Genomic DNA, 16,658 nt, shown 5'->3' on the forward strand with positions numbered 1-16,658 from the left:
TGGAGAGTTAAAATGAATTTAATTGAAAATCATTGGCAAATACCGGTAACAGACGGGAAAATTGATGAACAATTAGATACAATGAAGGCAGCGGGATTAGATTTTTCTCCCGCTTTTCTTCGTCTATGTATTAATCGTGGGCTGGATTCAGTGGATAAGATATTAGAAGCGACAAATCCAGAACCACAACTTTATCATGATCCGTTTTTATTTTATCAAATGGAGCGTGCGATTGAACGATTACATCAAGCAATTGCAGCAGGTGAATTAATTTTAATTTATGGTGATTATGATGCAGACGGTATCACAAGTACGTTAATTTTAATAGAAGCATTAGAAGAATTAGGGGCAAATTTTACCTATTATTTACCCAATCGTTTAATCGATGGCTATGGTCCAAATATCGAGCGGTATCAACATTTTATTGAAGAAGGCGTACGTGTCATTTTAACTTGTGATAATGGAGTGGCTGGTTTTGAAGCAATTGAATATGCACAGAGTCAAGGGGTCGATGTGATTGTTTCGGATCACCATGAACTACAAGAAACGTTACCCTCTGCTTATGCCATTATTCATCCACGTCATCCCGAAGGTCACTATCCTTTTGGCGAATTAAGTGGTGCAGGTGTAGCATTAAAATTGGCGCATGCTCTATTAGGAGAGTTGCCGATTAATAGTATAGAATTAGCGGCAATTGGGACAGTCGCTGACTTGGTTTCTCTAACGGATGAGAATCGAACGATTGTAAAGAGTGGCTTAAAACTAATGAGTGAGACCTTGCGGATTGGTCTTGAAAAAATGTTAGTGGAAGAATCAGTTGATTTAAGAAAAATTAATGCTGATACGATTGGATTTGTAGTGGGACCTAGACTCAATGCGGTGGGGCGTTTAGGCGATCCAACTCCTGCACTAGAATTACTAAAAACAATCGATGATATTGAAGCTGATCACTTACTTCAAAAAGTGAACGAACAAAATAAAAAAAGACAAGCGATTGTTAATGACATCACCCAACAAGTCATGGAACAAATCGAACACTATGCTACTTTACCACCGATTATTATCGCGGCTGCGCCTAATTGGCCAGCAGGCGTTTTAGGAATTGTTGCGAGTAAGATTACTGAACGCTATCATCGTCCAACAATCATGTTTGAATATCAACAAGCTGAACAACGTTTTCGTGGAAGTGGTCGGTCAATTGAAGGGATTAATTTATTTGACTGTTTAACTGAAAATAAAACTTATTTAGCTCAATTCGGAGGACATAGCCAAGCAGCAGGCTTAACTGTTTTAGAAAATGAATGGGAAAATTTTAAAACAGCCATGCTGTCTACAATGGCCAATTATCAAGCTGTTTTCGAACAACCTAAAACTTTAAACGTTGATATGGCACTCCCTTTAACAATAGCGACTGAGGAGTTTGTTAAAGAATGTCAATTATTAGCGCCTTTTGGTATGGATAATCCTAAACCAGTATTTGCTTTTTATGATGTGGAACTACAACAAAAAAGAGTCATAGGTAATCAACATCAACATATCAAATTTTCGATTTATAAAGATGATACTAGTATTGAAGGGATAGGTTTTTCCAAAGCGAATTTATTTAGTCCAATTAACTTAGATGAAACTTTCTCATTAATCGGTTATTTAGATATAAATGAATGGCAAGGGAATCGCCAAGTACAAATCCAAGTACTGGATGCTAAAGTCAAAGGGATTATGATTCGTGATTTTCGTTCTAGTAAATTTAATGATGCATTATTAAAAAATCGAAACACGGTATTTTTTTACCAGCAACCTAATTTAAAAAAATGGTTAGCAGACCGAGTTCATCCATCCAATACAATGATTAGTTATGATGAATGGCTGAATAATCAAGCACTAAATTTAGATTTATCGCATATTGCATTAATAGAAGCCCCAAAAAATATTGAACAATTTAATCGATTGATGTTGAATTCTAATATCAAATTAGTCGATTTAGGTGTTTATTTAACAGAATCGAAATGGTTAGCTGGAATGCCTTCAAGAGCAGAATTTGCTGCTGTTTATCGTTGGATTTTAGGTCAAAAAAAAGGTTTTGATATATCAAAGGCGATACAAGTTTTAAGTCAACAAATGAATTTACCTGTTACTAAATTAAAATGTATTTTTAAAGTGTTTTTTGAAGTGAAGTTTGTTATAATGAAGGATGGATTGACCGTACCGTTACCCGTAGATAAAACTGTAAAAGTGGATTTAGTAGAATCAAAAGCGTACCAACTGTATGAGCAGTCATTTAAAACTGAAGAATTGTTGAATTATCAAACAATTGAACAGATAAAACAATATATTAATGAATTGAGGAAAAATTGATGGATTTAAAAGAGTATATTGCGCGTGTAGATAATTACCCTACAGAAGGAATTATTTTTAGAGATATTACACCGTTAATGGCAGATGGTAAAGCCTTTGCTTATGCAACCCAACAAATCGTTGATTATGCAAGAAAATTAGAAGTGGATGTCGTGGTTGGACCAGAAGCAAGAGGATTTATTGTAGGCTGTCCAGTAGCCTACGCACTTGAAATTGGCTTTGTGCCGATTCGTAAAAAGGGTAAATTACCTCGTAAAGTGATTGAAGTAGACTACTCACTAGAATATGGAAAAAATGTACTAACGATTCATGAAGACTCGATTAAACCTGGTCAACGTGTTTTAATTACCGATGACTTATTAGCTACAGGTGGGACTATTAAAGCAACCATTGATTTAGTTGAAAAATTAGGTGGTATTGTAGCCGGCTGTGCATTCTTAATTGAATTAGATGAATTAAATGGTAAAGAAAACATTAAAGGTTATGACTATATTACATTAATGAACTTTTAATCATTATGGGACTGAAAACTTAACACTATTCTTATATCAGATACAATGTCTCATTAAGAATAGGAAAGGATTTCAGTCTCTTTTTAATTCTTAATTTTTTTGATATTTTCTTTTATACAATGAATTCAAGTAGTTTTTATAGAAAAATTTTGTTATAATGTAACGAGCTAGAAGCCTTGTTGGCAAAGTAGATGAATGGAGGGTTACAATGGCTTTTTTTGGCAAACAACGTCTTGGCATTGATTTAGGAACAGCGAATACGTTAATCTATATTGAAAATAAAGGGATAGCCTTACGTGAGCCTTCTATTGTCGCAATTAAGAAAGATACAAAAGAAGCAGTAGCATTTGGTAAAGAAGCTGAACAATTAGTCGGACGGACCTCGGATAATTATGAAATCATTCGTCCTATGAAGGATGGCGTCATTGCTAATTTTTCTTTAACTAAGCAAATGTTGGCCCATTTCATAAAAAAAGCGATACACCGCTCATTTACAGGACCAGATGTTGTTATTTGTGTTCCAAGTAACATTACTAAAGTAGAACGTCGCGCAGTGATTGATGCGATAAAAGATATTGGAATACGAAAAGCTTTGATAGTGGATGAACCCTTCGCTGCGGCTTTAGGTGCCAATTTAGCTATCTATGAGCCACGAGGTAAAATGGTAGTTGATATTGGTGGAGGCACGACGGATATTGCCGTTATTTCTTATGGCGAAATCGTTAAAGGCAACGCCATTGTCTATGGTGGTCATAAAATGAACGAGGCTATTTTAGATTATGTCCGTGATCGTTACCAATTAGTTATTGGCATGCAGACAGCTGAAGAAATAAAATTAGCCATTGGTAATGCGAATTTTACCAAAGATGATGAAAAAGATCATCGAGTGATTAAAGGACGCAATATAGCGACCGGTCTACCTGAAGAAAAAATTGTACGCGCGAATGTCATTGCTGAAGCAATCGATGAAGTGATTAATCCTATTGTTACTGCAATTAAACAAGTTTTAGAAGAAACGCCACCTGAACTAGCGGTGGATGTATTGGAATCGGGTATTGTGATAACCGGTGGTGGTTCACTTTTACGTCGTTTACCTGAAAGGATTCAAAGAGAGATTGGTATTCCGGTTCATTTAGTACAAGTACCATTGGATACAGTAGTCGTAGGTGCGGGAAGACTTCTCAAAGAAATGGAAAATCAAGCTCGATTAGCTGAACGTGATAGACGTTAAACTTGAAAAGAGTACAGAAAGAGGATCGTAGATGAATAATAAAAAATTAATCGGAATATTATTAAGTACGATTATGATGGTGTCATTAATTGCATATACAATGACCAAAGGAACAAATAATATTTTCACGAGTGCGATAAATGATACGGCATCTTGGACGGGTCGAGTATTTTCTGAACCGGTCAATGTCGTTGTCAAATTCGTCAATTCTGTTGATAAAGTAATCAATACTTTTGAAGAAAATCAACAATTAAAGTCTAAAATTGATCAAGTATATGAATTACAAGTGCGAGTGGCAGACTTAGAGGCTGAAAATGAAGCAATGCGTAAAGAATTAAAACTAAACGAAAGTTTAGGAGGATTTACGGTTCAAAATGCTACAGTAATTGCTCGTAACCCTGATCAATGGATGGAAACTTTAACGATTGATGTTGGTTCAAGCCAAGGTGTTAAAGAAAATATGGCCGTTATGGCAGGTAATGGATTAGTTGGACGGATTATTGAAGTCAACGCTAATAGTTCCAAAGTCTTATTATTAACCTCTGAAAAATCAAATGCTGGTATGGTATCAGCTAATATTCAATCTAAGAGCGGCTCAGCTAATGGAATTGTTTCATCTTATGATCGCAAAACGAAGCGTTATATTATGACTCAAGTAGATCCTGAAGCAGAGGTGAAAGAAGGAGATATGGTTATTACATCGGGATTGGGCGGTATCATTCCGAGAACGCTATTAATAGGTGAAGTGGCCAATGTGCGTATGGATGATTATGGTTTATTCCAGACGGTTGAAATTGTACCGGCTGGTGAAATGACCGATATTCGATTTGTGACCGTCATTATGCGTGAAGGGCAGAGTGATGTAAGTGAAAATTAATCGTGATCGCAGAATAAAGTGGTTTTTACCTTTTTTCTTATTTTTTAGTATCATTATTGATTCAGCTTTACCTGCAATCTTTCCGGTTGCTTTTTTAGGAAATGACCAGACCATAGTTTCGCATATGGCGTTATATATTTTAACACTCTTTGCCTTTTACTTTCGTGATGAATCGATTCTGATTAATGCTTTAATTTTTGGCTTTTTAACAGATAGTTATAATACAACCATTTTGGGTATTTATGCCTCAATTTACTTTATAGTGACTTATTTAATCTTAAAGACTAAAAAGTTTTTTCCTAAAAATACTATTTTACATATGATGTTATTTATTGTTGCGATAACTATTACAGAATTTATCGTTTTCGTTTTTTATCGAGAAGTAGGCTATACTATTATCACATTAACTGAATTTTTAGCGACTCAACTTTGGCCAACCTTAATTTTTAATATTGTATTATCATTTTTAATGTATTTTCCTTCTAAAGCGTTACTATCTTGGCTAGGATATGAAAACTACATAATTATTTAATTAATTTTTGGACTAAAACCATTTAGTGATTGCGTAAAGATTGATTAGTATGGTAAGCAAGAGATTGACCTATAATGAAATTTTTAAAATATCTGCCTTTACACTAAATCGGTAAGGCTTGGGAGGCTGGGCAAAAACTTTTTAAATTCTGTTCAGGTATATCTATTTAATTCAAAGCGCAGTGGTTGAGTGGTCTCAAATGGCGTCTTAATGAGGCTGAGAATAATCTTGACCAATTCACTCAGATTAGTGCTCGATAATTAAACTCGCAGTGGTTGAGTGGTCTCAAACTGCGTCTTTTGACTTGTTTGAGGCCTACTCAAACTGTGCGGGGGTAGGCAGATGAAGCGAAAATTATTTAATTTTCTACTTCTTGCCCACTCCCTTTTTGATGAATGATATAAACAATAAGCAACTGTAAATGTTAGGGTAATGCCACCTTGGGTAATATAGTTTAACAACACCAGAATAATTTACATTTCTTTTTCGAAAAAAACTTTGACACTGAAGGCCATATTTGTTATGATACTTATGTTGTATTTGTGTAGCACCACATCTGCAACCGCACAAGTTGAGTTTTAAGACCTGATGGCACTTAACATGGCGAGTCTAAGTGTAGGGGAAACCCGTAAATATAATATAGGAGGTGCTTTAATGTACGCAATTATTAAAACTGGCGGTAAACAAATTAAAGTTGAAGTTGGTCAATCAATCTTTGTTGAAAAATTAGATGTAGAAGCAGGCGATAAAGTTACTTTTGATGAAGTAATCTTAGTAGGTGGCGAAACTACAAAAGTAGGAACTCCATTAGTTGAAGGCGCAACTGTTGAAGCGACTGTTGAAAAACAAGGTCGTGAAAAGAAAGTTGTAACTTTCAGATACAGACGTCGTAAAGATTCACATCGTAAACAAGGTCATCGTCAACCTTATACAAAATTAACAATTGACGCAATCAACGCTTAATTATGATTAAGATAAAAGTAATGGTTGATGATAAACAATTGATTCAACAAATTATTACAACCGGACATGCAGGTTATGCTGATTCTGGTTATGATATTGTTTGTGCAGCTGTTTCAAGTCAACTGATTTCGGTCGAAAATTCATTACATCAACTGATCCAAGTACCCGTTCAAACAGAAGTGAACGAAGTTGATGGGGGTTATTTAAAAATAACTTTACCAACTGAATTGACCAAAAAACAAACTGAACAATCACAACTATTATTATCACATTTAGTGTTTGCTTTAGAAGTGATTGCTGAAAGTTATCCTGAATTCGTAAAAATTCAAAATTCAAAATTTATACCATAGGAGGTGCTGTCTCATGTTGAAATTAAATTTACAATTATTCGCTACTAAAAAGGGTGGGGGTTCTACTCAAAACGGTCGTGATTCTATTGCTAAACGTTTAGGTGCTAAAGCAGCTGACGGCGAAACAGTTACTGGTGGTTCTATCCTATACCGTCAACGCGGTACTAAAATCCATCCTGGTAACAATGTAGGTCGCGGTGGCGATGATACATTATACGCTTTAGTTGAAGGTGTTGTACGCTTTGAACGTAAAGGTAAAAAACATAAACAAGTTTCTGTTTATCCAGTTGCTGCAGAAGCTTAATCCATATATATAAAGGCTCTAGACATTCTTCAAAAATGAATGGGCAGAAAAGGGGCATGTTAGTCTAAAAAAACTAATATGTCTTTTTTTTTTACTTAATTTTACCGGAATTAAGTGACAATTTGATGAGGATTTAGTATGATTATTCTTAGAAAGTAGGGATGGTAATGACACAAATTTTATATAATAGTACAAGAAATAATCAGAATAAATTAACGGCCGCCCAAGCCATTGTAAAAGGTATTGCTAATGATGGAGGACTATACTTTCCAGAGACCATGCCAACAATTGACTTAGATTGGGACCACTTAAAAGATGCCTCTTATCAAACAATCGCTAAATTAGTTTTAGGAGCATTTTTTACTGATTTTACGGAAGATGAAATAGCTTATTGTGTGGATCGTGCCTATGATGATAAATTTGATAATGAATTGATTGCCCCTTTAAAAGCTATTAATGAACAAGTATCGGTTCTTGAATTATTTCATGGGAATACGATTGCTTTTAAAGATATGGCTTTATCGATTTTACCGTATTTATTAACCACTGCTGCTAAAAAATTAAAGATAGAAGAAGAAATAGTCATTCTAACGGCTACCTCTGGGGACACCGGAAAGGCAGCTCTAGCTGGTTTTAGCGAGGTACCCAATACACGAATAGTGGTATTTTATCCTAAAGATGGCGTTAGTGACATTCAAGAACGCCAAATGGTCACACAGGAGGGGAATAATACTAAGGTAGTGGCAGTTAATGGGAACTTTGATGACGCTCAAACTAAAGTAAAAGAATTATTTAATGATCAAGCATTAAACAAACAACTTAAAAAACAAGGTTTTTTACTTTCCAGTGCCAATTCCATTAATATTGGTCGATTAGTGCCACAGGTAGTTTATTATGTATATAGTTATGCTCAGTTATTAAAAAATGGTGCAATTAAATCAGGTGATCAAATAAATGTCTCGGTGCCGACGGGGAATTTTGGGAACATTTTGGCGGCTTATTTTGCTAAATTGATTGGGGTACCAATTGAAAAACTGATTTGTGCGTCTAATCGCAATAATGTATTAGTCGATTTCTTTAATGAGGGTATCTATGATAGAAGACGTCCTTTCTATTTAACAAGTTCACCATCAATGGACATTCTTGTTTCAAGTAATCTTGAAAGACTGATTTATTTATTGAATCAGCGTCAGGATGAGCCAACGAAAGAATGGATGGAACAATTAATTAATAAAGGAAGCTATCAAATTACTCAGACGGTTAAAGAACAATTAACTGATTTTTATGCTAATGAAGCAGATGATTTCTTAACTGCTACGACCATTAAAGAGGTTTATCAAGACAATCATTATATTCTTGATCCACATACGGCTGTCGCATATGCAGTATATCAACAATATCTAAAGGAAACTCAATCACAAGATCGACAAAATGTAACAGTCATTGCAGGCACTGCCAGCCCTTATAAATTCCCAGAAAGTGTGTTACATGCATTGGAAGTCAATACTGCTCAATTATCTGGACGTCAATTAATTGAAAAGTTGGCTGAAATCAGTCAAATTGAAGTGCCGTCTGCCATTAAAAATCTTTTTGATGCGCCAATTCGACATCAAGAAGTCGTGGAAATTGAAGAGATGAAAGACACTATTTTACGATTTTTGATAAAATATTGACATAGTTGTTAATATTTCATGGTTACAACAATATCGTTTTTACTTAAATCAAGTATATATCAGTAAATTTGATCAATACAATGACGTCATGAATTAAAATGAATTTTTTTAGGTCGATGACTTTGGTTAATTCGGTTTATAATTAAAGTGGCATAATCAATTTTCATTAGAAAATCCTTAGGGATTCAAAATTAGACTGAATGGGTGACCAATTTATTTTTGTTTAAGGCTGGGCAAAAACTTTTAAAATTCTGTTCAGGCATATCTATTTAATTAAAAGCGCAGTGGTTGAGTGGTCTCAAACTGCGTCTTTCGACTTGTTTGAGGCCTACTCAACAGTGCGGGGGTAGGCCGACGAAGTGAAAATCATTCGATTTTCTACTTCTGGTCTACTCCCAACTGTGCGGGGGTAGGCAGACGAAGCGAAAATCAACTGATTTTCTACTTCTTGCCCACTCCCTTAACACCTTCAATAGAACGTCCTATTTTAACTTTAGTTTAAAAGCAATGTATAGTATAATTAATCAATGTGGGAGCTTTCCTATAAATGACATTCAGAGAGGAAGATTATATGTCTAAAATTAAAGAAGCATTTGACAAGATCTTAGCTGAGAAGAAAATACCAGCTAACTATAAAGAAATTGAAAATGGACACCATTTATATCGCTTGCAGTTTAAGGCAAGTGAAACAAAGTTATTAATGGTCGAAATTATAATTCAAGAAAGTGAAGATCCATATGTCGATAGTCAAATTATTTATCGCCATGTTCATCTATTAAATGATTACAATAAACGTGGTGAAGCTTTAGACTTAATCAATGAATTAAATGAAATGAAAACCGGTTATTATACTTTACATTTAGCAATGGATGGTGAAATTTTCTTAAGAAATATTATTCGTGTTGGCGAAGATGTCACACCACTATATGAGACGGTAGTCTATGGAGCACGTATTGCTCGAGGTTTAATTCCTGCTTTAGTTGAGAAATTAGGTAAATCTAGCGAAATCGGGTAAGTTAAATGATAAATAAATATTTAAGTGAACATCCAGAGGCGAATTTCTTTTTTCAAATATTTATTGCTGTTATATCCGCATTAATCTTTGGGTTATCAATGAAATTTTTTCTAATTCCTGGCAATATCTTTAGCGCAGGAGCGCCTGGTTTAGCGCAAATAATCAATTATTTTACCCGTGAAACGGCGTTAGCAGCTATCTTTACCACCGGTAATCTTTATTTCATCTTAAATATTCCGTTGATTATCTTAGCCTATTTAAAACTAGGAAAAGAATTTACTGTTATGACCTTAATAGTCGTTCTTTTTTCTTCATTGGCCACCAATTTATTTCCCTTAACATACGTTTCTCAAAATCCACTCATTAATGCAGTCATTGGTGGTGTCTTAACGGGTTTAGGAACAGGTATTACGATTAAGTATGGGATGTCAAGTGGGGGGTTCGATATATTATCGCTCTATTTATCGAAAACTTTCGGTTGGGATGTTGGAATGATGACGTTATTAGTTAATTCGATAATTATTATTGGTTCTGGTTTGTTGTATAATTTAGAAACGGCTATCTTTACTTTAATTACGATTTTTGTAACTTCACGTATGATCGATGCGATTCATACTGGAGAACAACGACTAACTGCCTTTATCGTGACCAATGATGCGGCTGCAGTGACCGCTAGTATCAGAACGCGTTTAATTCGAGGTTCAACAGTCATTGAAGCCCGTGGAGGTTATACAGGCGATAAACGTGACTTAATTATGGTAGTCATTAATCGCTATGAATTACATGAATTACAGTTAGCAGTTTTAGAATCTGACAGTAAAGCATTTGTTAATATTATTCAATCAACAAAAGTATTAGGACGATTTTTAACTAAAGAGCAACAAAAATTAATGAAAGCCCATCCAGTAAGATAAAGTAAAATTTTGGTGTTGTGACTGATTATTGATGGCTATTGAATGTACCTTTTGTTTTTTTATAAATAATAGCGAGAGCGAAAGAAAAATATTTAAGTAGCTTTTTAAAATTGTTCTAGTATAAAGAAATTATCAGTCAATAAAAAAATACTAAACAAAATACTCGGATACCAGAATCTAAACCAAAGTTAAATGACGAGAATATAGCGATGTATTACAAGAAAAAAATAATCAATGAATCATTACTTTTAGTCGGTACTAAATAGTTTATTTTGTCGATATTTTAATCATTAATAATCTTTCAATATAATTTGAAGAAGAGACGCTAGACATGAGGTTGGGCAAAAACTTTTTAAATTCTGTTCAGGCATATCTATTTAATTCAAAGCGCAGTGGTTGAGTGATCTCAAACTGCGTCATAAGGACTTGTTTGAAATCTACTCAACTGTGCGGGGGTGGGCAGACGAAGCGAAAATCATTTGATTTTCTACTTCTTGCCCACTCCTTTTTATTTTTTGTTAATTAATAGCGCAGTGGTTGAGTGGTCTCAATCTGCGTGTTAAAGAGATTGGTCGTCAACTTGGTAAATTCAATCAACTTACTACTCGGTAATTAATAGCGCAGTGGTTGAGTGGTCTCAATCTGCGTCTTAATGAGGTTAAAGATAAATTTGGTAAACTCAATCAAGTTATTGTTATTAAATTAGAAGCGCAGTGGTTGAGTGGTCTCAATCTGCGTCTTAATGAGGTTAAAGATAAATTTGGTAAACTCAATCAAGTTATTGTTATTAAATTAAAAGCGCAGTGGTTGAGTGGTCTCAACCTGCGTCTTAAAGAGATTGGTCCTCAACTTGGTAAATTCAATCAACTTATTACTCGGTAATTAAAAGCGCAGTGGTTGAGTGGTCTCAATCTGCGTCTTAACGACTTGTTTGAGTCCTACTCAACTGTGCGGGGGTGGACAGACGAAGCGAAAATCATTCGTTTTCTACTTCTGGTTCACTCCCAACTATGCGGGGGTGAACAGACGAAGCGAAAATCATTCATTTTCTACTTCTGGTTCACTCCCAACTATGCGGGGGTGGACAGACAAAGCGAAAATCATTTGATTATCTACTTTTGGTTCACTCCCAACTTTGCGGGGGTGGACAGACAAAGCGAAAATCATTTGATTTTCTACTTTTGGTCCACTCCCAACTGTGCGGGGGTGAACAGACGAAGCGAAAATCATTTGATTTTCTACTTTTGGTCCACTCCCTCGTTAAATAAATTTGGATAATCAGTGGGAAAGCAAAAAAAGAGTAGGTGGGAAGTTCACCAATCAGCTGATTGGCCTTCGGATACCTACTCTTAAAATAGTTTTTTATTTAATTATTTACGACGATTTTGTTTTCCTGCATTACGGCGTTTGCTGTTTTCATTGACAGGTAATACCGGTTGTTTGGTAGGAATTAATCGTTTTGAACCTTCGGCAGTTGTTTCGTTGGCTTTTTTAACTTTGGTTCGTTTTTGACGAGGAGAATTCTCAAATTTTTTAGCTTCATCATCAAGCATTTTTTGAATTTTAGGTCTCATAACATGATTTGAATAAAGTTGTTGAATGAAACTAAAAATACTACCCGTTAAGAAATAAATTCCTAAACCAGCATTAGATGCATAAGAAATCCAGCCTAACATAATTGGATTCATTAACATCATAGAATTAGTAGTTGAATTGGCAGTTGGATTATCCGTTTTTGGAGTAGCGCGTTGCATTAACCAACCTTGTAAGAAGGCAAATACCACTACTAATGCGACAATCAATAAATTACGTTCACCTAAATGAATACCTAAGAATTTACTATCAATAATCTTCTGTGAAGAACGAATAGCGGTATAGACTGCTGAGATAATTGGCATTTGGATTAATAATGGTAAACACCCAGATAAGCCGCCAAACATATCAATATCATATTTTTTGTAAACAGCCATCAATTCATTATTTAAACGAGCTTTTTCAGTAGGGTCGTCTGTAGCATCGATTTCTGCACGAATATCATCAATTTCTGGCTGTGCAAATTTCATTCTTGCTTGACTAATCATTGAAGATTTTGTCATCTTTAATGATGAAGGTAACATTAATAATCGGGTAATAATGGTAACGATAATAATTGCGACACCATAACTACCACCAAAGATATTAGCTAAGAAGTTTAAAAAGGCTGTTGCAGGTTTACCAAAATATTCATATACCCAACCTGTTGGGGTTCCGTCTGCTGTATATTGCACACATCCACTCGCTATTAAGACAATACCAAATAATAATAATAGCATTGGAAGGTGTTTTTTTAATTTTTTCATTAATTCACTCTCCATTAACATTTCATACCTATATACTATAATGAAATATTGACAAATTTTCAACTGTTTTATAGAGAACGGTCTCAATTATCGAAAAATAAGTGATGAAGCAGGTGAAATTTGATAACCAGCTAATCACCGAAATTGTATAAGTTAAGGCTGTAACGACTATTTATTATTTAAGTTGTCGATTATTAAAATGAAACACAATTTGGTAGGTTTATTTACTATCTATTTCGCTGATAAATTAAATTGGCGCAGCGAATGCATTTATTTTTGTTCTTTATTCATTATCGTTTTGATTAATGATGTTGGGTTCATTTTTATGAGACCAAATGGTTAAGCTGGTAGGTCTAAATGAGCCATAATGGTTAATAGTGAATTGAAAAATCTTGGTATGTTTCCGTTGGCGTAATTTCATTAATATCAATTTTATCGATTTTAATTAGTCGATAAGGGGTATTAAAGACTTCGTCAATAAAGTAGTCTATCGAATTTTCAGTAGTTTGAACGATTGCTTTGACGGTGCCATCATTTAAATTTTTAACAAAACCTTTAACTTGAGATTTAAGTGCGCACTGATAAACATGATAACGAAATCCGACCCCTTGAACATTTCCTTTAAAAATAAGTTCAAATGTATGCATAGCCCTCATCCTTTTCATTTTGTATGTGTTCATCATATCAAAAAAAAGTGAATATGTGTTATAATAATGTGCAGAGAATTTAAGAAAGTGGAGTGTGAGCATTTTGGCTAAAAAAAATACCAACCAAAACAACTCGAAAAAACAAAAAAGTAGCACTCAGACAACTTTAAAATTAAAATATGAAATTACCTATTTAATAATAGGTTTAATCATTTTTTTTATTAGTTTATTATCATTATTTGATGGTGGTTTTGTCGGTAATTTATTTGCGAATACTTTTCGTTTATTAATTGGTGAAACCTATACCTTGTTTTTACTCAGTGCTATTTTATGGGCAACCTATTTAATTTTAAAAGGACATTTACCTAAAATTCAATGGTGGCGCTATTTAGGGGCCTTTTTAATTTTAGTATCCTTGACGACAGTATTACATTTTAATTTATTTAATAGTGTCGAACCTTCAGCTATCTTTCGATTAACTTATGAACGATTTCAAAATGATTTTCTTGTGAGCCAAAATCGAACGGATTTAGGAGGCGGATTTTTAGGAGCTGCTTTTTATTCAACTTTAGGCTATTTATTTGGTCGTTGGGGTACCTATTTATTTTCTGGTATTCTTTTCATTATTGGCTTTTGTTTAGTTGAAAGTATCAGTTTTGAGATGTTGAAACAATTTTTCTACAATACATTTGTGGGTATCCGCAATATCTTTAAAAAATTATTTCCTAATTTTGAGGAGATTAAAGATGTATTCAATGATCAAGCAATGGATGTCGCTATTTTACAAGAAGATGATCCGGAATCGATTGAACCGTTTAATTCAGATGTAGGAATGTCCGAAACAACAGTTACTGAAAAGAAACCTTCTTTATTCAATCGACTGTTCAAAGACAAACAAGTAGTTAATCAATCGGATGATTTGTATCAGACAGCTTATAAACCAACTTATCAAGATGCTGGAACTAGAGAATTTAAGCCCTATGATTTAGGAAAGGAACCAGTTGTCAACCGCATTGTGCGTGAAGAAAAGGTGTTAGATTTAGATTATTTTGATTATGATCATAACTTAAAAAAACAATCTAAGTCGAATAACCAACCCGCTAAAGCAGAGATTACTAAACCAATTATTATAAGCTCTAATCAAGCAACACAGAATGAAATGGCTGCTGACCAAGTTGCAGTATCCAAAGAAAAATCGTTTGATGAGGGAGATCTCCCATCTACCAACGCAATAACCGATGACCTACAGACTTTGGAAGTCGAAGAACAACCTAGTCAGCGAATGAGTTCAGCTGGACATTGGCAAAATCAAGCGACGAGTACGCAAGACTTAACTACTGATGAGATTGAAAAAGTATTGAATTCTGCTGAGATTTCAGAACCAAAAACGAATAAGAAACCAGCTCAAGTTAAGAAAGGAAAAAAATTAACCTTGCCTGGTAAAAACTTATTGAAAAAAATACCACCGGTTGACCAAAGTGAAGAATACGAACGTATTAATGAAAATATCGAAAAATTAGAACGGACCTTTGAAAGTTTTGGCGTAAAAGCTAAAGTGGTACAAGCTAATTTAGGTCCATCGGTCACCAAGTACGAAATTGAACCGGCAGTCGGGGTAAAGGTTAGTAAAATTGTTTCTTTATCTGATGATATTGCTTTAGCGTTAGCCGCGCGTGATATTCGGATGGAAGCACCAATTCCGGGTAAGTCATTGATTGGAATTGAAGTACCGAATAATCAAGTTAGTCCGGTTTCATTTTGGGAAATTATTGATGCCGCACTGGAGAGTAAAAACTTATTGGAAGTGCCATTGGGTCGTGACATCTCGGGGTCGGTCTGTTTAGCTGATTTAAGCAAGATGCCTCACTTATTAATTGCTGGAGCTACTGGTTCAGGTAAATCGGTGGGGATGAATGTTATTATTGTATCCTTGTTAATGAAAGCTCAACCGGATGAAGTTAAATTTTTAATGATTGATCCGAAAAAAGTTGAATTGACACTCTATGATGATTTACCACATCAATTGACACCTGTTGTCACTAATCCACGAAAAGCAGCTCAAGCTTTAAATAAAGTGGTTCAAGAAATGGAACGACGTTATGAATTATTTGCAGCGTCAAATGTGCGAAATATTGATAGTTATAATGAACAAGTAGATGACTGGAACAAAGAACAACGAGAGATCGTTTATGAAAAATTACCTAAAATTATTGTATTTGTTGATGAGTTAGCGGATTTAATGATGGTCGCAAGTAATGAAGTCGAAAACGCCATTATACGCTTGGCGCAAATGGCACGTGCTGCTGGGATTCATATGATTATCGCTACTCAAAGACCATCAGTGGATGTCATTACAGGGATTATTAAAGCCAATGTACCGAGCCGTTTAGCCTTTGCTGTTTCAAGTGGTACTGACTCACGAACTATTTTAGATAGTAATGGGGCAGAAAAATTACTTGGACGTGGGGATATGCTATTTCAACCAATGGGTAAAAATAAACCAGTTCGTGTTCAAGGTGCTTATATTTCCGATACAGAAGTTGAACGGATTACAGCTTTTATTAAAGATCAACAAAAAGCTGATTACGAAGATTCACTGATTGATCTTGATGAGGAGAGTGAAAGTTCACTTGGTGTGAGTGAAGATGAGTACTTTGAAGAGGCTGTCGCCATGCTTGAAGGACTTGAAACCATTAGTATTTCTCAATTACAACGTAAATTCAGAATCGGTTATAACCGGGCAGCCCGTTTAGTGGATGATATGGAAGCGGCAGGTTTAGTTGCTCCGCAAGATGGTAGTAAGCCACGTCAAGTATTATAGAATTAACTAGTATCCATTTAGATGATATGACCGAAGATATACAAATCAATTAAATAAAAATAAAACGAGATTTCGCTAGACTCAAATGTCATTTCCTTTAGATCATAAAAGGAACGATAAGGAGC

Annotated in this window: 15 protein-coding genes and 1 other annotated feature; of the genes, 13 read left to right on the forward strand and 2 right to left on the reverse strand. The window is 34.7% G+C overall.

Annotated elements, in window-relative coordinates; translation table 11 throughout:
- The first annotated feature begins 12 nt into the window (after positions 1–12).
- From recJ to B5D12_RS02275, 12 genes are all read left to right on the forward strand, one after another.
- Positions 13–2,355 (forward strand): single-stranded-DNA-specific exonuclease RecJ, encoded by a 2,343-nt coding sequence (gene recJ / locus B5D12_RS02220; RefSeq protein WP_078755293.1) that lies wholly within the window; start codon positions 13–15, stop codon positions 2,353–2,355.
- Positions 2,355–2,867 (forward strand): adenine phosphoribosyltransferase, encoded by a 513-nt coding sequence (locus B5D12_RS02225; RefSeq protein WP_078755294.1) that lies wholly within the window; start codon positions 2,355–2,357, stop codon positions 2,865–2,867. The genes recJ and B5D12_RS02225 overlap by 1 nt, the downstream gene beginning before the upstream one ends.
- A 208-nt stretch (positions 2,868–3,075) precedes the next feature.
- Positions 3,076–4,098: a rod shape-determining protein gene (mreB, locus tag B5D12_RS02230; protein ID WP_078755295.1), complete on the forward strand. Its 1,023-nt coding sequence runs from the start codon at positions 3,076–3,078 to the stop codon at positions 4,096–4,098.
- A 31-nt stretch (positions 4,099–4,129) separates the two neighbouring features.
- On the forward strand, positions 4,130–4,975 hold the full coding sequence (mreC, locus tag B5D12_RS02235; RefSeq protein ID WP_071409140.1) for a rod shape-determining protein MreC: 846 nt from the start codon (positions 4,130–4,132) through the stop codon (positions 4,973–4,975).
- The gene (gene mreD / locus B5D12_RS02240) at positions 4,965–5,507 is read left to right on the forward strand and encodes a rod shape-determining protein MreD (protein WP_078755296.1); all 543 of its coding nucleotides are present in this window, start codon (positions 4,965–4,967) and stop codon (positions 5,505–5,507) included. Before mreC ends, mreD begins: the two co-directional genes overlap by 11 nt.
- Before the next feature lie 550 nt (positions 5,508–6,057).
- Positions 6,058–6,128 (forward strand) — a sequence feature (ribosomal protein L21 leader region).
- Between the two features lie 33 nt (positions 6,129–6,161).
- Positions 6,162–6,470: a 50S ribosomal protein L21 gene (gene rplU, locus B5D12_RS02245; RefSeq protein WP_066127078.1), complete on the forward strand. Its 309-nt coding sequence runs from the start codon at positions 6,162–6,164 to the stop codon at positions 6,468–6,470.
- 2 nt (positions 6,471–6,472) lie between these two features.
- Positions 6,473–6,820, forward strand: a complete 348-nt coding sequence (locus B5D12_RS02250; protein WP_078755297.1) for a ribosomal-processing cysteine protease Prp — start codon at positions 6,473–6,475, stop codon at positions 6,818–6,820.
- Positions 6,821–6,833: 13 nt separating this feature from the next.
- Entirely contained in the window at positions 6,834–7,124 is a 291-nt protein-coding gene (rpmA, locus tag B5D12_RS02255; RefSeq protein ID WP_066127071.1) for a 50S ribosomal protein L27, read from the forward strand.
- A 167-nt stretch (positions 7,125–7,291) separates the two neighbouring features.
- Positions 7,292–8,797, forward strand: coding sequence for a threonine synthase (gene thrC / locus B5D12_RS02260; RefSeq protein WP_078755298.1), 1,506 nt, complete (start codon positions 7,292–7,294; stop codon positions 8,795–8,797).
- 571 nt (positions 8,798–9,368) lie between these two features.
- A complete protein-coding gene (locus B5D12_RS02265) occupies positions 9,369–9,812 on the forward strand; it encodes a hypothetical protein (RefSeq protein WP_078755299.1) in 444 nt (147 codons plus the stop codon).
- A 5-nt stretch (positions 9,813–9,817) separates the two neighbouring features.
- Entirely contained in the window at positions 9,818–10,726 is a 909-nt protein-coding gene (locus tag B5D12_RS02270; RefSeq protein ID WP_078755300.1) for a YitT family protein, read from the forward strand.
- A 627-nt stretch (positions 10,727–11,353) separates the two neighbouring features.
- Positions 11,354–11,608 carry a hypothetical protein gene (locus B5D12_RS02275; protein WP_078755301.1) on the forward strand — a complete coding sequence of 85 codons (255 nt, stop codon included), beginning with the start codon at positions 11,354–11,356 and terminating at the stop codon, positions 11,606–11,608.
- Positions 11,609–12,096: 488 nt separating this feature from the next.
- Here the strand turns inward: B5D12_RS02275 and yidC are convergent, their stop codons facing one another.
- Together yidC and B5D12_RS02290 are read right to left on the reverse strand one after the other, a co-directional pair.
- A complete protein-coding gene (gene yidC / locus B5D12_RS02285) occupies positions 12,097–13,065 on the reverse strand; it encodes a membrane protein insertase YidC (protein ID WP_078755303.1) in 969 nt (322 codons plus the stop codon).
- Positions 13,066–13,436: 371 nt separating this feature from the next.
- Entirely contained in the window at positions 13,437–13,712 is a 276-nt protein-coding gene (locus B5D12_RS02290; protein ID WP_159443834.1) for an acylphosphatase, read from the reverse strand.
- A gap of 103 nt (positions 13,713–13,815) precedes the next feature.
- Between B5D12_RS02290 and B5D12_RS02295 the strand changes: the two genes are divergently transcribed.
- Positions 13,816–16,533 (forward strand): FtsK/SpoIIIE family DNA translocase, encoded by a 2,718-nt coding sequence (locus tag B5D12_RS02295; RefSeq protein ID WP_234982893.1) that lies wholly within the window; start codon positions 13,816–13,818, stop codon positions 16,531–16,533.
- Positions 16,534–16,658 lie beyond the last annotated feature (125 nt).

Source organism: Globicatella sulfidifaciens DSM 15739 (genome assembly GCF_900167405.1).
Taxonomy (GTDB): Bacteria; Bacillota; Bacilli; order Lactobacillales; family Aerococcaceae; genus Globicatella; species Globicatella sulfidifaciens.